The organism is Salipiger bermudensis (genome assembly GCF_019801965.1).
In the GTDB taxonomy this organism is placed as follows: Bacteria; Pseudomonadota; Alphaproteobacteria; order Rhodobacterales; family Rhodobacteraceae; genus Salipiger; species Salipiger bermudensis_A.
Genome location: NZ_JAHVIA010000001.1, coordinates 637,144 through 656,047 on the forward strand (window position 1 = coordinate 637,144; position 18,904 = coordinate 656,047).

Annotated in this window: 18 protein-coding genes; 6 read left to right on the forward strand and 12 right to left on the reverse strand. The window is 67.9% G+C overall.

Annotated features, from left to right (window positions below; genetic code table 11):
* Window positions 1-3: 3 nt before the first annotated feature.
* Genes KUV62_RS03060 through KUV62_RS03070 form a run of 3 tightly spaced genes read right to left on the reverse strand, consistent with a single transcriptional unit; the run spans window position 4 to window position 2,797 of the window.
* On the reverse strand, window positions 4-813 hold the full coding sequence (locus KUV62_RS03060; protein ID WP_222602195.1) for an ABC transporter permease: 810 nt from the start codon (window positions 811-813) through the stop codon (window positions 4-6).
* Window positions 810-1,730: an ABC transporter permease gene (locus KUV62_RS03065; RefSeq protein WP_222602196.1), complete on the reverse strand. Its 921-nt coding sequence runs from the start codon at window positions 1,728-1,730 to the stop codon at window positions 810-812. The genes KUV62_RS03060 and KUV62_RS03065 overlap by 4 nt, the downstream gene beginning before the upstream one ends.
* A complete protein-coding gene (locus KUV62_RS03070; protein WP_222602197.1) occupies window positions 1,730-2,797 on the reverse strand; it encodes an ABC transporter ATP-binding protein in 1,068 nt (355 codons plus the stop codon). Before KUV62_RS03070 ends, KUV62_RS03065 begins: the two co-directional genes overlap by 1 nt.
* A 114-nt stretch (window positions 2,798-2,911) precedes the next feature.
* On the opposite strand from KUV62_RS03070, the gene KUV62_RS03075 reads away from it, so the two are divergent.
* On the forward strand, window positions 2,912-3,712 hold the full coding sequence (locus KUV62_RS03075) for a helix-turn-helix transcriptional regulator (RefSeq protein WP_261395242.1): 801 nt from the start codon (window positions 2,912-2,914) through the stop codon (window positions 3,710-3,712).
* Between the two features lie 78 nt (window positions 3,713-3,790).
* On the opposite strand, the gene KUV62_RS03080 is transcribed toward KUV62_RS03075, so the two are convergent.
* Window positions 3,791-4,321 (reverse strand): invasion associated locus B family protein, encoded by a 531-nt coding sequence (locus KUV62_RS03080; RefSeq protein WP_222602199.1) that lies wholly within the window; start codon window positions 4,319-4,321, stop codon window positions 3,791-3,793.
* Window positions 4,322-4,495: 174 nt separating this feature from the next.
* Between KUV62_RS03080 and KUV62_RS03085 the strand changes: the two genes are divergently transcribed.
* Window positions 4,496-5,494 carry an asparaginase gene (locus tag KUV62_RS03085; RefSeq protein WP_222602200.1) on the forward strand — a complete coding sequence of 333 codons (999 nt, stop codon included), beginning with the start codon at window positions 4,496-4,498 and terminating at the stop codon, window positions 5,492-5,494.
* 53 nt (window positions 5,495-5,547) lie between these two features.
* On the opposite strand, the gene serB is transcribed toward KUV62_RS03085, so the two are convergent.
* From serB to KUV62_RS03105, 4 genes are all read right to left on the reverse strand, one after another.
* On the reverse strand, window positions 5,548-6,417 hold the full coding sequence (gene serB / locus KUV62_RS03090; RefSeq protein ID WP_222602201.1) for a phosphoserine phosphatase SerB: 870 nt from the start codon (window positions 6,415-6,417) through the stop codon (window positions 5,548-5,550).
* A gap of 114 nt (window positions 6,418-6,531) precedes the next feature.
* On the reverse strand, window positions 6,532-8,436 hold the full coding sequence (locus KUV62_RS03095) for a peptidoglycan -binding protein (protein WP_222602202.1): 1,905 nt from the start codon (window positions 8,434-8,436) through the stop codon (window positions 6,532-6,534).
* A 3-nt stretch (window positions 8,437-8,439) separates the two neighbouring features.
* Complete coding sequence (locus tag KUV62_RS03100) at window positions 8,440-9,672, reverse strand: biopolymer transporter ExbB (RefSeq protein ID WP_222602203.1); 1,233 nt, start codon at window positions 9,670-9,672, stop codon at window positions 8,440-8,442.
* Window positions 9,673-9,726: 54 nt separating this feature from the next.
* Window positions 9,727-10,269 carry a gamma-glutamylcyclotransferase gene (locus tag KUV62_RS03105; protein WP_222602204.1) on the reverse strand — a complete coding sequence of 181 codons (543 nt, stop codon included), beginning with the start codon at window positions 10,267-10,269 and terminating at the stop codon, window positions 9,727-9,729.
* 68 nt (window positions 10,270-10,337) lie between these two features.
* On the opposite strand from KUV62_RS03105, the gene KUV62_RS03110 reads away from it, so the two are divergent.
* A complete protein-coding gene (locus KUV62_RS03110) occupies window positions 10,338-11,288 on the forward strand; it encodes a DUF2125 domain-containing protein (RefSeq protein ID WP_315901557.1) in 951 nt (316 codons plus the stop codon).
* Between the two features lie 183 nt (window positions 11,289-11,471).
* Here the strand turns inward: KUV62_RS03110 and KUV62_RS03115 are convergent, their stop codons facing one another.
* Genes KUV62_RS03115 through KUV62_RS03130 form a run of 4 tightly spaced genes read right to left on the reverse strand, consistent with a single transcriptional unit; the run spans window position 11,472 to window position 13,818 of the window.
* Entirely contained in the window at window positions 11,472-12,044 is a 573-nt protein-coding gene (locus tag KUV62_RS03115) for a cob(I)yrinic acid a,c-diamide adenosyltransferase (protein ID WP_222602205.1), read from the reverse strand.
* A gap of 2 nt (window positions 12,045-12,046) precedes the next feature.
* The gene (locus tag KUV62_RS03120) at window positions 12,047-12,250 is read right to left on the reverse strand and encodes a twin transmembrane helix small protein (RefSeq protein ID WP_222602206.1); all 204 of its coding nucleotides are present in this window, start codon (window positions 12,248-12,250) and stop codon (window positions 12,047-12,049) included.
* A gap of 60 nt (window positions 12,251-12,310) precedes the next feature.
* A complete protein-coding gene (locus tag KUV62_RS03125) occupies window positions 12,311-13,144 on the reverse strand; it encodes an SDR family NAD(P)-dependent oxidoreductase (protein ID WP_222602207.1) in 834 nt (277 codons plus the stop codon).
* Window positions 13,145-13,203: 59 nt separating this feature from the next.
* Window positions 13,204-13,818 carry an SH3 domain-containing protein gene (locus KUV62_RS03130; protein ID WP_222602208.1) on the reverse strand — a complete coding sequence of 205 codons (615 nt, stop codon included), beginning with the start codon at window positions 13,816-13,818 and terminating at the stop codon, window positions 13,204-13,206.
* Between the two features lie 183 nt (window positions 13,819-14,001).
* Here KUV62_RS03130 and KUV62_RS03135 point away from each other — a divergent pair, with 183 nt between their 5' ends.
* The 3 genes from KUV62_RS03135 to KUV62_RS03145 all read left to right on the forward strand — a co-directional run bounded on the left by KUV62_RS03135 (window position 14,002) and on the right by KUV62_RS03145 (window position 18,872).
* Entirely contained in the window at window positions 14,002-16,425 is a 2,424-nt protein-coding gene (locus KUV62_RS03135; protein ID WP_222602209.1) for a DNA topoisomerase IV subunit A, read from the forward strand.
* 87 nt (window positions 16,426-16,512) lie between these two features.
* Window positions 16,513-17,718, forward strand: coding sequence for a DUF898 family protein (locus KUV62_RS03140; protein WP_222602210.1), 1,206 nt, complete (start codon window positions 16,513-16,515; stop codon window positions 17,716-17,718).
* A 5-nt stretch (window positions 17,719-17,723) separates the two neighbouring features.
* Window positions 17,724-18,872 carry a M48 family metallopeptidase gene (locus tag KUV62_RS03145; RefSeq protein ID WP_222602211.1) on the forward strand — a complete coding sequence of 383 codons (1,149 nt, stop codon included), beginning with the start codon at window positions 17,724-17,726 and terminating at the stop codon, window positions 18,870-18,872.
* The last annotated feature ends 32 nt before the right edge of the window (window positions 18,873-18,904 follow it).

The following is an 18,904-nucleotide window of genomic DNA, read 5'->3' on the forward strand; positions in this document are numbered from 1 at the left end:
TCTTTAGGGTTTTTTGGCCTGGCCGCTGCGTCCGATCAGCCAGGAGAGCGTGACGAACACCACCGAGACGCCGAGCATCAGGGTAGAGATCGCCATGATGTTGGGCTTGATGCCCTGTTTCACCGCGCCGAAGATGGCGGTCGGCAAGGTCTCGACGCCGGCCCCCTTTACGAAATTGGTGATCAGGAAGTCGTCAAGCGAGATGATGAAGGCGAGCAGGAAGCCCGAGAAGATGCCGGGCATCATCAGCGGCAGCAGGATCAGCCGGAACGCCTCCCAGGGCGTCGCGTAGAGATCCATCGCCGCCTGCTCGTAGCTGTCGGGCACGCTCTGCATCCGTGCCGCGATCGGCAGGTAGGCGAAGGGGATGCAGAAGGTGATGTGGGCCAGCAGGATCGTTCCGATGCCACCCGAGAAGCCGATGGCGGTGAAGAAGATCAGGCTCGCGACGGCGGTCACCACCTCGGGCACCATGAGCGGCAGGTTGATCAGCGCGAAGGTGGCGGTCTTGCCCTTGAAGCGCCCGGCGCGGTGCATCGCCACCGCCGCCGAGGTGGCGATCAGCGTGGCACAGAGCCCGGCCAGCACCGCGATGATCAGCGAGTTCATCGCCGCGCGCTGGAATTTCGGCGACTCGGGCCCGGTGAAGACATCGACATACCAGTCGAGCGAGAAACCGCCCCAGTTGGTGATCGAGGTCGAGGCGTTGAAGCTGTAGACCGAGACCACCATCAGCGGCGCGTAGAGCACCACGACGCAGAGCAGCGTGATCGCGAAGAAGCCGGGGAAGCGGCGCAGGTCAAGCTGCTTCATGCCTTGGCCTCCCGGGTCTGCGAGCGCGCGTAGACCAGCAGCACGATCATCACGATGGTCATCAGGATCATCGCCGCCGCCGCCCCGAAGGGCCAGTTTCCCGCCGCGCCCTTGAACTGCTCCTCGATCAGCGAGCCGATCATGAAGCTCTTGGCACCGCCCAGCAGGTCGGGGGCGAGGAAGGCGCCGAGCGAGGGCACGAAGACCAGGATGCAGCCCGCGATGATGCCCGGCTTGACCACCGGCAGGATCACCAGCCGCAGGGTCGTCCAGCGCCCGGCATAGAGATCCGCAGCCGCCTCGGAGAGCGCGAAATCGTAGCGCTCGACCGCGGCATAGATCGGCAGCACCATGAACGGCAGGTACGAGTAGAACAGGCCCAGCTGCACCGCGAGGTTGGTGTTGATCAGCCCCAGAGGCTGGTCGATCAGCCCGCTCCAGAGCAGCATGGCGTTGAGCGGGCCCTCGTCACGGATCAGGAACTTCATCGAGACGGTGCGGATCAGCAGGTTGACCCAGTAAGGCACGGTGACCACCAGCAGCCAAACGGTGCGCATGCGCGCGTCGCGCGTGGCGATGAACCACGCGGTCGGGAAGCCGATGAGCAGGCAGAGGATGGTCGCCAGCCCGGCCTGCCAGATCGAGCGCCAGAAGATGGTGATATAGGTCCACTCGATCTTCGGCGGCTCGTCGCCGAACAGGCCGCGATCGAGGAAGAACTGGTCATAGGCGGCGAGCGAGAACTCCCAGATCACGCCGCCGCGGAATTCCTTGGTGAGGAAAGAATAGGTGGCCATCAGGGCAACCGGGACCAACAGGAAGACCCCGATGACCACCCATGTCGGCAACAGCAATCTGCTTGCGTTGCCCTTGTAGATTTCCGAGGAGGATGCGCCGCCCGGCGCCATCGCCGCCATCAGGCCGAGAGCAGGCGGGCGGCGCCTGCTTCCAGTCTCAAGCCCACCTGCGTGCCGCGCTCGGGCAGCCGCGTGGCCTCGGCGTTTTGCAGGCGGATGGTCATTTCCTGACCGCCCTCGAGCTGTGCCTTGAGCTGGATGTCGGTGCCGAGATAGACCTGATCGGTGGCGATCACCGTGAGGTCGGCCTCGGAGGCGGGGCAGAGATCGATGCGCTCGGGGCGCAGCGACAGGATCCCCTGCCCCACCGCGCGGCTGAGAGGCGTCGGGCAGCGCAGGGTGCCACCGCCGGGGAGAGAGACCTCGGCCATGCCATCGCTGATGCCCAGAACCGGCACCTCGATCAGGTTGGTCTCGCCGATGAAATCCGCCACGAAGCGGTTGGCCGGAGCCTCGTAGATCTCGCGCGGCGCGCCGATCTGCTGCACGTGCCCGTCCGACATCACCGCGATGCGGTCGGACATGGTCAGCGCCTCTTCCTGATCGTGGGTGACGAAGACGAAGGCGATGCCGGTCTCGCGCTGGATCTGCTTGAGCTCCATTCGAACCGCCTGCCGCAGCTTCAGGTCGAGCGCCGAGAGCGGCTCGTCGAGCAGCAGCACCTTGGGCTCTGGCGCCAGCGCGCGGGCCAGCGCCACGCGCTGCTGCTGGCCGCCCGAGAGCTGGCCGGGGCGGCGCTTGAGGAATTGCGACAGGTGCACCAGCTCAAGCGCCTGCTTGGCGCGGCCCTCGGCATCGACCACCGACCAGCCCAGCCGCTGCAGCCCGAACATCACGTTCTCGAGCACCGTCATGTGCGGGAACAGAGCGTAATGCTGGAACACCGTGTTGACCGGGCGCTTGAACGGCGGCAGCGGCGCGATGTCCTCGCCATGCAGGCGGATCTGCCCGCCGCTCACCGGCTCGAACCCGGCGATACAGCGCAGCAGCGTGGTCTTGCCGCAGCCCGACGGCCCGAGCAGCGTGAAGAATTCATTCTCGGCGATGTCGAGCGACACCTCGTGAAGCGCGGTGAAGGTGCCGAAGCGTTTCACCACGCGGTCGATATTGATCACGGTTCCGGTCACGATGCCGAACCACCCCCTGCGGCTGTTGTCCCTGTTTCGGGCTATACCACCCGTTATGATGGGTATACCCTAGGCGCAGGACATTCGGGGGGTATATACCCCTAGAGAGGTATGATGCGCAAACTGCCGAACATGACGGAGAACTTCCTCGGGCGGGCCATCTCGGCGCTCGAGACCGAGGCGTTCGCCAGCCTGTTCTTCCAGTGGCTGATGCGCTGCTACGAGATCGACAACACCACCATGCTGGCGTATTTCCAGAACCGGCCGCCCGAGCTTCTGTTTTCCCATGCACAGGAAAAGCGTGTCCACGAAAAGCTCGAGGATGACTACCTGACAGGAGCTTATCTGCTCGATCCGTTCCACGCGCTGCACATCGAGCGGGCAGCGGAGGGGCTCTACCGGATGCGCGACATCGCGCCCGACCAGTTCACCCGCAACGAATATTTCTCGGCCTATTACCGCCGCACCACGCTGATCGACGAGGTGGCCTATGTCGCCTACCCCTCCGAGGGCGTGTCGGTGCATGTCTGCCTCGGGCGCGATGCCAGCTCGGGACGGGTATTTTCCTCGCGCGACATGGAGCGCGCCGAGCAGATCGCGCCCATCGCCTGCGCGCTGGCGGCGCGGCACTGGTCCGGGCTGCGCTCGACCGGGGATTTCAGGGATTCCGCGGTGACCGAAGCGCTGCAGAAACGCATGGAGCAGGAGCACGGCGTGGCACTGACCGGACGACAGGCCGAGATCGCGCTACTGATTCTCAAGGGCCACAGCTCGGCCTCGATCGCCATGCGGCTCGAGATCAGCCCGCAGACCGTGAAGGTGTTTCGCAAGCAGCTCTACCGCAAGTGCGAGATCTCCTCGCAGGCCGAGCTGTTCTCGCTGATGATGCCGATGCTGTCGTCGCTGGAATTCTGATCCCGCCGCGAGACCCGCATGGAAAAGCCCCCCGCAGCGCGCTGCGAGGGGCTTTGTCATGGTCTGTCTGCCACCAGATCAGTTGGCGCAGCGCTTCTCGGCGTCTTCGACCGCGGCGGTGAAGCCCAGCAGCGAGAAGGTGTCCTTGGTCTGGGTGCCGCGGGCCGAGCGCGCGGTCAGCACCGCGTCGGCTCCGCGCTTCATCGCGGCGATGATCTGGCTGTCATCTTCCGAGGTGGCCGGCCAGGCCCATTCGCCATCGACGTAGAGCTCGAACTCGGAGCCGCCGATGTTCACCCCGACCGTGGAGCCGGGCGCGAAGGGATAGCCGCCGGTGAAGGCCACCTGCCCGTTCACGCCGCCCTCGGGGCGGTAGAACACCATCAGGAGAATGTCTCCGCGGCGCACCGAGACGACGCGGCCATCCTTGGTGTTCACGCTTTCCTTGTAGGTGGTGACGGCCCAGCATTCGCGCGGGTCGCTACCCTCGAACACGGACCAGTCGGTCATGGCGTTGACCCGGTTCTGGCTCTCTTCCTGAGCGAGCGCCGCCGTGGTGGTCAGCGCCAGCAGGGCGCCGCCCAGAACTCCACCGAGAATTGACTTCATACCGTGCAGCCTCCAGCTGTCTTGTGCCTCAATCGCGCGGTCGGCGCCCGGCCAGTTTCGGCCCAATCGCGCGCGCTTCCGATTTTCTACTCGACGCCGCGAAGATAGACTGAAAAAGCTGCCGCCATAAACCCCCTGTTGGCAAGATATCGCTTAGTTGTGAAGGACCCGAGCATGCCGAACGCGCCCGAACTCATGGTCGAGATCCACCGCGGCCCGCTGGCCGAAAGCTCCCATTCAGGTCACGCGGTGATCTGCGACGACAGCGGCCAGATCGTTCAGGCCTGGGGCGATCCCGGCAAGGTGATCCTGCCGCGCAGCTCGGCCAAGATGATCCAGGCGCTGCCGCTGGTGGCCTCCGGAGCGGCAGAGGCGTTCGGCCTGAAGACCGAACAGCTGGCGCTGGCCTGCGCCTCGCACCAGGGCGCGCCGCTGCATGTGGAGGCGGTCAACGCATGGTTGGCCGAGCTCGGGCTCGGCGATGACGACCTGCGCTGCGGCCCCGAGGTCTCGCGCGACAAGGAACTGAAGCTGCAGATGATCCGCGAGGGCAAATGCCCCTGCCAGGCGCATAACAACTGCTCGGGCAAGCACGCGGGCTTCCTGACCCTCAACAAGCATCTCGGCGGCGGGGCAGAGTATTGCGACCCCGACCACCAGGTGCAGCGCGAGGTCCGCGAGCTGTTCGAGACGGTGACCGGGATGGAGAGCCCCGGCTACGGCATCGACGGCTGCTCGGCGCCCAACTTCGCCACCACGATGGAGGGCATGGCGCGGGCGATGGCGTGGTATGCCAGCGCCGGCAAACGCTCGGACGCGCTCAGCAAGGCTGCGGCGCAGTTGGTCGAGGCGATGATCGCCTTCCCGGAGCATGTCGCGGGCAAGGGCCGGGCCTGCACCCACCTGATGCGCGCTGCCAAGGAGCCGGTGGCGATCAAGACCGGGGCCGAGGGCTACTTCGTCGCCATCCTGCCGCAGCGTGGCCTCGGGCTGGCACTGAAGATCACCGACGGTGCCACCCGCGCCGCCGATTGCGCGGTGGCGGCGCTGCTGGTGCAGCTCGGCGTGCTCGATGCGGCGGATCCCGAGGTGCAGCGCTTCCTCTGCCCGCCGATCCACAACCGCGCCGGCATCGAGGTCGGCGCCATCAGGACGGCGCCGGGCTTCCCCTGATCTGTCAAATGGCGCGAGGGGGTCGCCCTCTCGCGCTCCCGTCTCAGACAGTGTCAGACGGTGGCGAAGTCTTCCCGGGCGTAGCCCTGCAGGTAGAGCAGCGCGGTCAGGTCACCGTGGTTCACCCGCAGGTCGCATTGCGCCTGCACCGAGGGCTTGGCGTGTAGCGCCACGCCCATGCCGGCGCGGCCCAGCATGCCGAGATCGTTGGCGCCGTCGCCCACCGCCAGAACATCCGCCTCAGGGATGCCCAGACGCGCCGAGATCTCCTCGAGCGCCTGCACCTTGGCCTCTCGGCCCAGAATGGGGCGCGCCACCTCGCCGGTGAGCTTGCCATCTTCCATCAGCAGCGTGTTGGCCCGGTTTTCGTCAAAGCCCACCAGCCCCGCCACCTTCGCGGTGAAGGCGGTGAAGCCGCCGGAGACCAGCGCAGCAAAGCCGCCATTGGCCTTCATCGTCGCCACCAGTTCGCGGCCGCCCGGCATCAGGGTGATGCGGGTCTCGAGGACCCGGTCGATCACCGTCTCGGGCAGGTCCTTGAGCAGCGCCACGCGCTCGGTCAGCGCGCCCTCGAAATCGAGCTCGCCGTTCATCGCCCGCGCGGTGATCTCCTTCACATGCGCGCCGACGCCCGCCTCCTCGGCAAGCTCGTCGATGCATTCCTGCTCGATCATCGTCGAATCCATGTCGGCCAGCAGCATGGTCTTGCGACGTCCCAGCGCCGGCAGCAGGTTGAGGTCGGCCTGATCGGCCACCGCGTCGCGCAGCTCCGCGAGATTGGACGGCGCATGATCCAGCGGGAACTCCGCCGCCTCGCCCTGCGACAGCCAGATCGCGGCGCCGCCGCCCGTGGCATTGCGCAGCGACGACACCAGCGCGGCCTCGAGCGTGCCGGGACGGGCGATGAGCGAAAGAATGAACATGGGCGCGGCCTCCTGAGCGTTGGCCGCGCTTCTGGCATGGGCGGGCACGATTTGCCAGTCCCACGAAAGGACGGAGCAGGCGCAAGAATTTTAGCTAAAATTCTTGGCCCCGGCTCAGCGCTCGGTCAGCTTCAGCTCGATGCGCCGGTTCTGCGCCCGCGCCGCATCGCTGTCGGCGGGATCGACAGGCTGGTACTCCCCGAATCCGTTGGCGGAGAGGCGCTGCGGCGGGATGCCCATCTCGTCGACCAGGAAGCGCACCACCGAGAGTGCCCGCGCCTGGCTGAGCTCCCAGTTGTCCGCAAACCGCGCGCCGGGGCGCAGCGGCGTGTCGTCGGTATGTCCGTCGACGCGCAGGATCCAGTCGATGCCCTGCGGGATGTCGGACATCACGCGCTGCAGGATGCCGGCGATGTTGGCGATTTCGCCCTCGCCCAGCGGCGAGAGCCGCGCCTCGCCCGGCGCGAACAGCACCTCGGAGGAGAACACGAAGCGGTCGCCCTCGATGCGGATGCCGTCCTGATCGCCGATCACCTCGCGCAGCCGTCCGAAGAATTCCGACCGGTAGCGCTCGAGATCCTCGGCCTGCGCCTCGAGCCGGCGGCGTTCCTCTTCCTCGAGCTGGCGCCGGCGGCGCTCCTCCGCGGCGACGCGGGCCAGCGCGGCGTTGAGCTCGGATCCGAGATTCTGCAGCTGGATCTGCGCCTCCGCATCGCTCTCGCGGGCCTCGTCGAGCAGGCCCTGAAGCTGCGAGAGCTGCGAGCGCAAGGCGGCGACCTGCTGGTTCAGAAGCTCGCGCTGGCGCTCGGCCTCGCTGGCGCGGGCCTCGGTCTGCGACAGCGCGCTGCGCGCCTCCGAAAGCAGCGCCGCGCGCTGCTCGGCCTCGCTCAGACGCGCGCCGGCCTCGGCCTCGGCGGCCTTCTGGGCGGCAAGCGCAGCGGTCAGCCGGTCGCGCAGCTCTTCCTGCGTGAGCTCTGCCGCGCCCTGCTCTTCGAGCAGCGCCGCCAGCCGGCTGCGCAGATCTTCGGCGGTGGCCCGGGCCTCGGCCAGATCGTCCTGCAGGGTCTCGGCATTGCCTGCCGCATCGCGGGCGCGCTGTAGCGCTGCCTCGGCTTCGTCCTGCCGCAGCAAGGCGGCTGCCAACCGGGCGTCGAGATCGTCTTCCGCTTCGCGTGCCGCTGCCAGAAGCGTGAGCGTCTCCTCGGCGCGCTTGCGCTGCGCTTCGAGCGCCATGGTCATCGCGGTGAGCTCGCTGTCGGCGTTCTCCAGCCGCGCGCGCAGGGCGGCTGCGGCCTCGGATTCGGCCAGCCGCTGCGCCTCTTCCTCGCTGAGCTCGGCCTGCAGTTCGTCGACCCGGGCAGAGAGCCCGCCGATCTGCGCATCGCGATCCGCCGCCTGCGCCCGCATGTCCTCGACCAGCGCCTCCAGCGCCTCGCGGCGGGCGGCGGCAAGGCGCGCCGCCTCTTCCTGCGCGTCGACCTCGCTGCGCGCCTGCGCCAGCGCCAAGTCGAGCGCGTCGCGCTCGGAGGTCAGCTCGGCACGGGCCGCCTCGAGCTCTGCCTGTGTCGCGGTGAGCGCGGCGATCTCGTTCTCGGCGGCGTCGCGGTCGGCCAGCAGGGCCGTGACCTGCTCCTCGAAACCGGCAATGCGGCTGGCGGCGGCGGAGAGCTCCTCGGCCTGCTGGTCACGGGTGGCGGTGAGCGAGGCGATGATGCTCTGCTGCTCGGTCAACCGGGTCTCGGCATCGTCGATGGTGGTCTCGAGCTCGCCGATGCGATTGGTCAGCGCGATGTTCTGGCGCTCCTGCAGGCCGAGGCTGCGCGACAGTTCGGAGATCTCGGAAGACAGGCGGTCGAGCTCGGTTTCCTGCCCGGTGATGGTGTCGCGCAGCACCGACTGGATGACCATGAAGATGGTCAGCACGAACATCAGCACCAGCAGCAGGCCGGTCATCGCATCGACGAAGCCGGGCCAGATATTGGCCTGGAAGCGCGCGCCGGTGCGTCGCGACAGCGACATGGATCAGGCCCCGCTCTTGCCGCCGGAGCCGCCGGCCCCGCCGGGGCGCACCGGGCGGATGGTCACCGATTGCGGCTGCGCCGGGGCGCCCTGGGACAGCTTTCCAAGGGTCCGGTTCAGCGCCGCGAGATCGGTGCGCAGCTCGGCCATGCTCTCCTGCCGGCCGGCAGCGACCTCTTCGAGGAGCCGCAGCATCTGGACGTCGATCGAGCGCAGACGCATGCGGCTCTCGGCATCGAGCCCTTCGGAGGTCTCGCGCTCGGCCAGCACCTCGGCCAGCCGTTCCTGCCCCTCGGCGATGCGCGCCAGCGAATTGGCCGAGGGCGCCGTGGCCTCGAGCCGCTCGGTCATGCGCTCGACGGAATCCGCCAGTTGCCCGAGCCTTGCGTCGACCTCATTCTGGCCCTCCTGCGCGCGGGCGAACATCAGGGTCAGCCGCTCCATCTGATCGGTCATCTGGTCGAGCACCTGCTCGACGATGCCGGTGTCGCTCGCCTGCTCGCCATCGCCCGAGAAGCTGAGCTTGGTGATGGTGCTGAGCCATTCCTCGAGCTCGCGGTAGAAGCGGTTCTGGCCGTGGCCGGCGAAAAGCTCGAGCAGGCCGACGATCAGCGAGCCTGCGAGGCCAAGCAGCGAGGAGGCGAAGGCCACGCCCATGCCGCCGAGCTGGCTTTCCAGCCCCGACATCAGGCGGGTGAACACCTCCATGTTGGTCTCGCCCTCGCTGGGGGCGAGGCTGCGGATGGTGTCGACCAGCGCGGGCACGGTGGTGGCGAGGCCGTAGAACGTCCCCAGCAGGCCGAGGAAGATCAGCAGCGAGACGAGGTAGCGGGTGATCTCACGCGCCTCGTCGATCCGGGTGGCGACCGAGTCGAGGATCGAGCGGGTCGAGCTGGTGGTGATCTGCATCCGCCGGTCGCGGCGGCGCAGCAGGGCCGCCAGCGGCGCCAGCAGGCGCGGCGGGGTGTTGCCGGCATCGCGGTCGGTGACGAACTGCTCGATCCAGCGCACCGACTGGATCAGCTGTGCCACCTGCAGGAAGCAGGCCACCACGCCGAGCAGGAAGACGAAGATAATGAAGCCGTTGAGCCACGGGTTGGCCTCGACCACCGGAAGCACCCGGGGCAGCGCGACGAAGCCGCCGGCCACGCAAAGGCCGAGCACCGCCAGCATCATGGCGATCTGGCGGAACGGCTGGCTGAAATGCGGTTCTGCCTCGAAATCGGCCTTGTGCATCTAAGTCCCTGAGAAAGTGGTTCGCGTTGGCCCGACCCTATTGCGGGGGCTGCATCAAGCCAAGCCGTTATCCACAAGCTGCCGCACGCGGTCGCGCAACCAGTGCAACTCGGCATCGGGTATGCCCAATTCGTCGAGATGGGCGGCGGTGTTGTAGAGATATTCGGTGTTGGGGCCACGCCCGCCAACGGCGCGTGCGATGATCGCCGCCTGCTCCTCGAGCGGCAGGCCACCGCAATATTGCACATGCGCGGCGTCGATCACGTAAGTCACCGCCTCGACCCGGCGGCCGTCCTGCAGATCGACGTGCAGCATCTTCTCGAGATAGGCCGAGGAGATCAGCTCGCGCTCCCGCAGATAGGCGATGGTCGCGTCCTCCGTGCCATCGGCGGCGCGCAGCGCCAGCCCCTCGCAGATCGCGCCCGGCTGCTCGTCGAGCGCAAGCACGAGGCCGGGCTCGGCCTCGCTGCCGCGATGGTGGATCGAGCGCATGCAGAAGCTGCGGTGATAGTCGGGCAGGCTGGCCTGCGCCGCCTCCGCCACCTCGAAGCCGGGATTCCACAGAAGCGAGCCGTAGCCGAAGACCCATAGCGCCATGGTTCTGGTCCTTTCCTTTGGCGGGCTGTAAACACCATCGCGCGTGTCCGGAAAAGGGGGGAGCCGCGGTGAAACGTCTGACACTACTGGTGATCGCGGCGGCGCTGGCCTGGTCGGCCTACTGGGGCTGGTCGGCCTGGATGCAGCGCAGTGCCATCGAGGCCTGGTTCGAAGACCGGCGCGAGGACGGCTGGGAAGCCTCCTACGAGGATCTCGCGGTGCGCGGCTTCCCGAACCGGCTCGACACCACCTTTACCGACCTCCTGCTGGCCGATCCCGAGACCGAAACCGTCTGGGAGGCGCCGTTCCTGCAAGTGCTGCAGGTGGTTTACAACCGCGACCACGTGATCGTGGCCTTCCCGGAAACCCAGGTCCTGACCCGCGACGGCGCGCGCCACGAGATCAGCTCGGAGGGCCTGCGCGCGAGTGTCGTGCGCGACGGCGAGGCGCTGCTGCGCGCCAATGCCGAGGCGGGGCTGCTCAACATCTCCGGCGAGGCACCGCTGGCGCTGCGCGACCTGACCGCCGCGATCGGCCGCGCCGAGGACAATGACCGGCGCTACCGCATCGCGGTCAATGCCGAGGGCATCGCCACCGGCGGGGCGGCGCTGCCCGGCGGCAGCGAGGACGGGCTGGAGCTTGACGCGCATGTGATGCTGGCCGAGCCGCTCTCGCTCGGTGCCGCGGGCGAACCGCGCCTGACGAGGATCGAGATCGCCCGGGCCGAGATCGGCAAGGACGCGCTGCGCCTGGCCGCCACCGGCGACATGGAGGTCGACGAGGACGGCTATCCCGAGGGCGAGCTGTCGCTGCGGGTGGAGAACGTGGCCGAGGCCATCGAGGCCGAGCGCCGCGCCGGGCGCGTGCCCGAGGAGCTGCTGGCGCTGATCGAAGGCGGGGCGCAGCTGCTCGCGGGGCTCTCGGGGCGGCGCGACACCATCGACGTCACCTTCGAGTTCCGCGACCGCAGGGCCTGGCTCGGCATCCTTCCGATCGGCCCCGCCCCGCAACTGCGCTGACCGCCCGGGCGCAAGAAAATTCGTACGAATTTTCTTGGCTTCGACCGTCTCGTCGAGCGCGTGGGCGGCTCGGCCGTCCACTGGACGCCCCGCCACTTGTCAGCGGTTCGCGCACGCCCTCAGGGGCCGGCGCCTGGCGGCGCTTCCGGTCGCCGGGCCGTCCACTGGACGCCCCGCCGCTTGTCAGCGGTTCGCGCCCGGAACCCACAACACGTCGGCGCGGCCATCGTCGTTGGCGATGCGCGAGGCAACGAAGAACCAGTCGCTGAGGCGGTTGAGATATTTCACCGCGTGCTCGTTGACCTCCTCGAGCGAGGCCAGTTCGACCGAGCGGCGCTCGGCACGACGGGCCACGGTGCGGCACTGGTGCAGATGCGCCGAAACCGCCGAACCGCCGGGCAGCACGAAGCTGCGCAGCGGCTCGAGCTTCGTGTTCATCGCGTCGATCTCTTCCTCGAGGCGGTCGACCTGCCGCGCCACCATGCGCAGCACCGGGTAGCCGGCCTCGGCATCCTTGGCCATGTCGGGCCGCCCGAGATCGGCGCCAAGATCGAAGAGATCGTTCTGTATCCGTGAGAGCGCCGCGTCGAGATCGGCCTCGGCGTGCAGCCGGGTCACGCCCAGGACCGAGTTCAGCTCGTCGACGGTGCCGTAGGCCTCGACCCGGGGATTGTATTTCGGCACGCGGGAGCCATCGACCAAGGCGGTCTCTCCCTTGTCGCCGGTGCGGGTGTAAATCTTGCTCAGGACAACCATTCTCAGCTTCCTCCGCGGATCAGGACGAACAGGATGATCAGCACCACCGCGATGAATTGCGCGATGATGCGCCAGCGCATCGCCTTGTTCGCGTATTTCTTGTTGAACTCGCCACCCCGGGCGAAGGAGCCGATGCCGAACAACAGGATTCCGACCACCGCTAGCATGGCGATGGCCATCACGATGAACAGGGGATCGTCTTTCATTGTCACCTCCTCCGGGGCTTTGCCCGTGACATAGCCGCTCGGGCGGAAAAAGCGAACCGGTTATCGGGCGCGGTCGATCAGCGCATCCAGCGCGCCGGTGGGCAGCAGGCGGCGCAGACGGCCCATGAGATGGGTGGGAAAGGTCACGTAGTAGCGCGGGCGCGGCGTCGGGTGCTCGAGCGCATGCACCAGCTTGGCGGTCACGGCGGAGGCCGGCAGCTCGAAGCGGTCCTTCGAGGGCGCGGCGTAGAGGCGCTTGAGCAGTGAGGCCTCATATTGCGCGGCGCGCGGCGAGGCACGCCAGTCGATCCATTTCTCGAAATACGGCACCGAGTTGGCCCGGATGCGCGAAGTGATCGGACCGGGCTCGATCAGGATGATCTCGATCGGCGTGTCGCGCATCTCGATGCGCAGCACATCCGTAAGCCCCTCGAGCGCGTATTTCGTCGCGACATAGGCGCCGCGCCACGGCATCGGCACCAGCCCCAGCACCGAGGAGCAGTTCACGATGCGGCCGTGTCCCTGCCGGCGCATCACCGGGATCACCGCGCGGGTCAGCTCGTGCCAGCCGAAGAGGTTGCCCTCGAATATCTCGCGCAGCGCACCGGTGGGCAGATCCTCGGTGGCGCCGGGGATGCCGAAGGCACCGTTGTTGTAGAGCGCATCCAGCGTGCCGCCGGTGGCCTCGAGCACCTCGCCCAGCGCGCGATGGATGCTGGCCTCGTCGGTGTAATCGAGCTGCGGGCTCTCGAAACCCTCCTCGCGCAGCCGCGCGCAATCCTTCTCCTGTCGGCAGGAGGCGAAGACCCGCCAGCCCCGCTCGCGCAACCCGTGCGCGGCGTCATGCCCGATGCCCGAGGAGCAGCCTGTGATGAGGATCGTCTTGCCGGTCATGCGCGCCCTTTCCTGCTCTGCGCCGGGTAGATCATGGCGCAGGGCAGATCAAGCGGCGCTCAGTTGGCGGCGCGCAGGAAGCGGGCGGACATCCAGCCGACGCGGTTGGTCTCGAGCACCTGCAGCTTCACCCAGCCCTCGCCGGGATCGGCCAGCACCTCGACCTCGTCGCCACGGCGCAGCTGGCTGACCACCGGGAAGCCGGTGCTCGGACCGTTGCGCATGTTGACGACGTTGCCGGTGACGCGGCGCAGGTCGAGCTCGGGCGCAAGGACCGGCTCGGGCTCGGCCCCGAAGACCACGCGCTCGACGGTCGCGCCTTCAACGGTGGCGTCGCTGCGGGTGTCGAGCGCCGCGACCTCGACGGCCTTCTCAGGCTCGACCGCGGGCTGCGGAACCGCGGCGGCGGAGGCCAGCGTCACGCCGAGCTTGTCCACCGCGGGCCGATCGGCCTTGGCCTGCGTGGCAGCGGCGGGCGCCACGGTGGTGAGATCGACGGTCTCGGCGCGGGCCGCTTCCGCGGCGAGCATCTCGTCCGACTCGGCCGATGCGAAATCGATGGTGGGCAGGTTGACGGTCTGGGTGCCGGGCTCAAATTCGGCGCCGCCGGACATCTCGTACCATGCCAGCGAAAGAAACCCGAAAGTCATGACAATAAAAACGAACCGCGTCATACCGAACGGCCCTCCTTCCAATAGTGAGAATAAATCGCGTCATAAAATGAGGTCCGCGCAACGCGCACCGTTGCCCTCATCATAGCCGATTCCCGGCCGTCGCGCTCGTTCAAAGCGGAAAATTTTTCTCCGAAGGCCGCGCATCGCTTTACCGCTCCGCGCCCTGCAGGTATCTCAGCATCTATGAATGACATCGTCGATGACCCCAATATGAACCCCCGTGACGTGGCCGAGCCTCTGCGCCGCGCCATCGGCGACCGCTACCTGACCTACGCGCTGTCGACGATCATGAACCGCGCCCTCCCGGATGCCCGGGACGGACTCAAGCCCGTTCATCGTCGTATCCTATATGCAATGCGCAGACTCCGTTTGAGTTCCAACGGAGGCTTCCTGAAGTCCGCAAAGATCTCGGGCGACACCATGGGGGACTTCCACCCCCACGGCGACGCGGCGATCTACGATGCGATGGCGCGACTCGCGCAGGACTTCACGATCCGCTACCCGCTGGTCGACGGTCAGGGCAATTTCGGCAACATCGACGGCGACAACCCGGCGGCCTCGCGCTACACCGAGGCGCGCATGACGATCATGGCCGAGGCGCTGCTCGACGGGCTCGACGAGAACTCGGTCGATTTCCGCCCCAACTACGATGGCCGCCTCGAGGAGCCGTCGGTGCTGCCGGCCTCCTACCCCAACCTTCTGGCCAATGGCGCCAGCGGCATCGCGGTCGGCATGGCGACCAACATCCCGCCGCACAATATCGGCGAGCTGATCGATGCCTGCCTGCATCTCATCAAGGCGCCCGGCGCCGGCGATGACACGCTGCTGCAATACGTGCCCGGCCCCGATTTCCCCACCGGCGGCGTGATCGTCGAGCCGCGCGACAACATCGCCCAGGCCTATCGCACCGGGCGCGGCTCGATCCGGCTGCGCGCCAAGTGGGAGGTCGAGGACCTCGGCCGCGGCCAGTGGCAGGCGGTGGTCACCGAGATTCCCTACCAGGTGCAGAAATCGAAGCTGGTCGAGCGACTCGCCGAGCTGATCCAGACCAAGAAGGTGCCGATCCTCGCCGACATTCGCGACGAGAGCGCCGAAGACATCCGCATGGTGCTCGAGCCGAAGTCGAAGAATGTCGATCCGGACCTGCTCATGAATATGCTGTTCAAGAACAGCGATCTGGAAACCCGCTTCTCGCTCAACATGAACGTGCTGATCGACGGCGTGACGCCCAAGGTCTGCTCGCTCAAGGAGGTGCTGCGCGCCTTCCTCGATTTCCGCCGCGAGGTGCTGTGCCGCCGGGCCCGCCACCGCATGGCCAAGATCGACAACCGGCTCGAGGTGCTCGAAGGCCTGATCATCGCCTTCCTCAACCTCGATCGCGTGATCGACATCATCCGCTACGACGACGACCCCAAGGCGGCGCTGATGTATGAGGACTGGTCGAAGCCGCACCAGGCCACCATCGCCCGCGCCACCGACGAGAGCGACTACCGCTCGCCGCTGGCCGGGGTCGACGTCAAGGCGCTCGAGCTGCGCCCCGACCCGGAGGCCGAGGCCCGCGGCGTACTCGCCGACGAGGGCACGCCGGCGCAGATCCCGCAGCGCTTCGGCGGCCGCTCCGAGGGGCTCTCGGACGTGCAGGCCGAGGCCATCCTCAACATGCGCCTGCGCAGCTTGCGCCGCCTCGAAGAGCTTGAGCTGGTCAACGAGCGCGACAAGCTGATGGAAGAGCGGGCCGGTCTCGAAGACCTGCTGGCCAGCGACGAGCTGCAGTGGAAGCGGGTCTCCGAGCAGCTGCGCGAAGTCAAGAAGGCCTTCGCCAAGGATCTCGACCGCGGCGCCCGCCTGACCTCCTTCGCGGAGGCCGGCGAGGCCGAGGACGTGCCGCTCGAGGCGATGATCGAGCGCGAGCCGATCACCGTGGTGTGCAGCCAGATGGGCTGGATCCGCGCCATGACCGGCCATATCGACCTCACGCGTGAGCTGAAGTTCAAGGATGGCGACGGCCCGCGCTTCATCTTCCACGCCGAGACCACCGACAAGCTCCTCGTGGTCGGCTCGAACGGGCGCTTCTACACGCTGTCGGCAGCCAACCTGCCCGGCGGGCGCGGCATGGGCGAGCCGGTGCGGCTGATGGTCGACCTGCCCAACGAGGCCGAGATCCACGATCTTCTGGTGCACGTCCCCGGGCGCAAGCTGCTGGTGGCCTCCTCGGCCGGCGATGGCTTCATCGTGCCGGAAAACGACGTGCTGGCGCAGACCCGCAGCGGCAAGCAGGTGCTCAACGTCAAGGACGGCGTCAGGACGCAGGTCTGCAAGCCGGTGACCGGCGATGCGGTCGCGGTGGTCGGCGAGAACCGCAAGGTGCTGGTCTTCATGCTCGACGAGCTGCCCGAGATGGGCCGCGGCAAGGGCGTGCGGCTGCAGAAATACAAGGATGGCGGGCTGTCCGATGCCACCACCTTCACGCTGGCCGATGGCCTGAGCTGGAAGGACCCGGCCGGCCGCACCCGCACGGAAGCGTCGCTCGAGGAATGGGTCGGCAAGCGCGCCGGCACCGGCCGCATGGCACCGCGCGGCTTCCCCCGCGACAACACCTTCACCTGATCCGATCTTGCCCTGCCCCCGCCGGTTTCCGCCCGGGGGCAGAGCGTGTAGCCTGCCCGCACGCGGAGGCGACAGGAAGATTTCAGCATGGATGACGGCAATTTCGGCCACGGCGAGTATACCGGTGACGGCAAGGCGCTGTTCTGGCTGGCGCTGCGCACCGGGCTCCTGACCCTGCTCACCCTCGGCATCTACCGCTTCTGGGGCAAGACTCGGATCCGCCGCTACATCTGGTCCTCGGGCCGGCTCGAGGGCTCGCGCTTCGAATATACCGGCACCGGGCTGGAGAAATTCCTCGGCTTCCTGCTCGCGGTGGTGTTCCTCGCGGTCTATCTCGGGCTGATCCAGATCCTGCTGTTCTGGTTCGGCATGACGCTCTTTGCCGAGCCGCAGAGCCCCGAACAGGCGCTGGCGCAGGGCGCCGGGGTCTCGCTCTCCGCGGTGGCGCTGCTGCCATTCATCTTCTTCGCGATCTACCGTGCCCGGCGCTACAAGATGGCCCGCACCCGCTGGCGCGGCATCCGCTTCGGCATGGAGAAAGCCGCCTGGGGCTACGCGGTCCGGGCGCTGGGATACTGGGCGCTGACCCTGCTCTCGCTGGGGCTGCTGACCCCGCTGATGACCTTCCGGCTCGAGAAATACATGGCCGACCGCAGCTGGTTCGGCACCGCGCGTTTCGAGCAGCAGGGCACGTGGACGGCGCTCTACGGCTGCATGCGGCAGATCTTCGTGGCGCTGGCGCTGCTGGCCTGCGGCGGGCTCGGCATCGCGCTCGGCAAGGTCGTCCTCCCGGTGCTTCTGCTGCCGGTGGGCGCGGTCTGGCTGGTGATCGGGGTGATCTCCTACCGCGTGCAGAGCTTCGCCTACCTGTCGCGCAACAAGATGCTGGGCGGCAAGGTCGCCTTCCACGCCCACCCCCGCACCCAGACGGTGATCGGCACCTACGTCGTCGGCGCGCTGCTGCTGGGCCTCGGGCTTTCGGTGGCCACCGGGATCTTCGGCGGCATCGCCGCCTTCGCGCTCTCGGGGCTCGATTTCGAGAGCCTCGAGCCCGGCTTCCACCCCGGCATGATCCCGCCCGTGCTGATCACTGCCGCCGGCTACCTGCTGACCCTGATCGCCGCCCGCGCCGGCGCTCTGGCGCTGATCACCCAGCCGATCCTCAGGCACTACGTGACCACCGTCACGGTCATCAACCTGCCGGCGCTGGCGCAGATCCGCCAGCGCGCCGCCGATACCGGCGCCGATGCCGAGGGCTTTGCCGACGCGCTCGATATCGGCGGGGCGATCTGAGCGCGATGCAGGGCGCGGCGCATCTCTATGACGGCCACTCGGCGGCACGGCACCCGGTCGAGGTGGCACTCTCGCGCGAACGGCAGGCGCTGGTCATCACCGGCGAGGGGCTGGCGGCACCGCTGGTCTGGCCGCTGCAGGATCTGCGGGCGCTGCACGACCATGCCGATGACGGCCAGCTCATCCTCACCCGCCATCTCGAGACCGAGGACGAATCGCTGCGCGACACCGCCCGGCTGGTGGTCGAAGACGCCGAGATGGTCGCCTGGCTGCGCCGGACCCGGCCCCGGCTCGCCCGCCGCGACCTGCGCGAGGGCACCTGGCGGCGCATCGGGCTGCGTGCCGGCGGGGCGCTGGCCGCCGTCTTGCTGATGATCTTCGTGATCCTGCCGGCCCTCGCCGGCACCCTGTCGCGGCTGATCCCGGTCGAGAAGGAGATCGCCTTTGGCCGCGGGGTGAAGGCCCAGATCGAGCGCGTCTTCGGCGCCACCGAGGCCGGCGCGCTCGACTGCTCCGCCCCCGATGGCACGGCGGCGCTGGAGCGCATGGTGGCGCGGCTGACCGAGGGGCAGGAGATCGGCTACCCGCTCGAGATCAGCGTGATCGACCACAAGATGATGAACGCCTTCGCGGTTCCGGGCGGCCAGATCGTGGTGATGCGGGGCCTGCTCGAAGGCGCGGGAGACCCCGACATGGTGGCCGCCGTGCTGGCCCACGAGATCGGCCACGTGGTCCATCGCGACCCGACGCGCAACGCCCTGCGCACCGCCGGCTCGGTCGGACTTTTGGGACTCCTGTTCGGCGATTTCACCGGCGGCGCGGCGACGGTTCTGCTGGCCGAGCGCATGATCAGCGCGAGTTACAGCCAGGAGGCCGAGGCCGAGGCAGATACCTATGCGGTCGAGATGCTGCGCTCAGCCGGGCTGCCGCCATCGGCGCTCGGCGACATGTTCGAGCGGTTTCGCGAAGAATATGGCGATGTCGAGGGCGCGATGGCGCATTTCGCCTCCCACCCGCGACTCAGCGATCGCATCGCGGCGGCCGGCGCGGCGGCGTCGGGCGACTCACCTCACCGTCCGTCGCTCGCGCCGGAAGAGTGGCGCGCGCTACAGAATATTTGCGACATTCGCGCCAATACACGGGACGCCGGCTGACGACGCGCCGCCCGCGGGCCCGTCAGAGCGCG

Excerpts from the sequence above, each read along its gene's own strand:
- KUV62_RS03120 (WP_222602206.1), bottom strand. The coding sequence starts at position 12,250 with ATGAAAGACGATCCCCTGTTCATCGTGATGGCCATCGCCATGCTAGCG.
- KUV62_RS03100 (WP_222602203.1), bottom strand. The coding sequence starts at position 9,672 with ATGCACAAGGCCGATTTCGAGGCAGAACCGCATTTCAGCCAGCCGTTC.
- serB (WP_222602201.1), bottom strand. The coding sequence starts at position 6,417 with ATGTTCATTCTTTCGCTCATCGCCCGTCCCGGCACGCTCGAGGCCGCG.
- KUV62_RS03095 (WP_222602202.1), bottom strand. The coding sequence starts at position 8,436 with ATGTCGCTGTCGCGACGCACCGGCGCGCGCTTCCAGGCCAATATCTGG.
- KUV62_RS03075 (WP_261395242.1), top strand. The coding sequence starts at position 2,912 with ATGCGCAAACTGCCGAACATGACGGAGAACTTCCTCGGGCGGGCCATC.
- KUV62_RS03065 (WP_222602196.1), bottom strand. The coding sequence starts at position 1,730 with ATGGCGGCGATGGCGCCGGGCGGCGCATCCTCCTCGGAAATCTACAAG.
- KUV62_RS03115 (WP_222602205.1), bottom strand. The coding sequence starts at position 12,044 with ATGGTTGTCCTGAGCAAGATTTACACCCGCACCGGCGACAAGGGAGAG.
- KUV62_RS03060 (WP_222602195.1), bottom strand. The coding sequence starts at position 813 with ATGAAGCAGCTTGACCTGCGCCGCTTCCCCGGCTTCTTCGCGATCACG.
- KUV62_RS03145 (WP_222602211.1), top strand. The coding sequence starts at position 17,724 with ATGCAGGGCGCGGCGCATCTCTATGACGGCCACTCGGCGGCACGGCAC.
- KUV62_RS03135 (WP_222602209.1), top strand. The coding sequence starts at position 14,002 with ATGAATGACATCGTCGATGACCCCAATATGAACCCCCGTGACGTGGCC.
- KUV62_RS03125 (WP_222602207.1), bottom strand. The coding sequence starts at position 13,144 with ATGACCGGCAAGACGATCCTCATCACAGGCTGCTCCTCGGGCATCGGG.
- KUV62_RS03085 (WP_222602200.1), top strand. The coding sequence starts at position 4,496 with ATGCCGAACGCGCCCGAACTCATGGTCGAGATCCACCGCGGCCCGCTG.
- KUV62_RS03105 (WP_222602204.1), bottom strand. The coding sequence starts at position 10,269 with ATGGCGCTATGGGTCTTCGGCTACGGCTCGCTTCTGTGGAATCCCGGC.
- KUV62_RS03130 (WP_222602208.1), bottom strand. The coding sequence starts at position 13,818 with ATGACGCGGTTCGTTTTTATTGTCATGACTTTCGGGTTTCTTTCGCTG.
- KUV62_RS03140 (WP_222602210.1), top strand. The coding sequence starts at position 16,513 with ATGGATGACGGCAATTTCGGCCACGGCGAGTATACCGGTGACGGCAAG.
- KUV62_RS03080 (WP_222602199.1), bottom strand. The coding sequence starts at position 4,321 with ATGAAGTCAATTCTCGGTGGAGTTCTGGGCGGCGCCCTGCTGGCGCTG.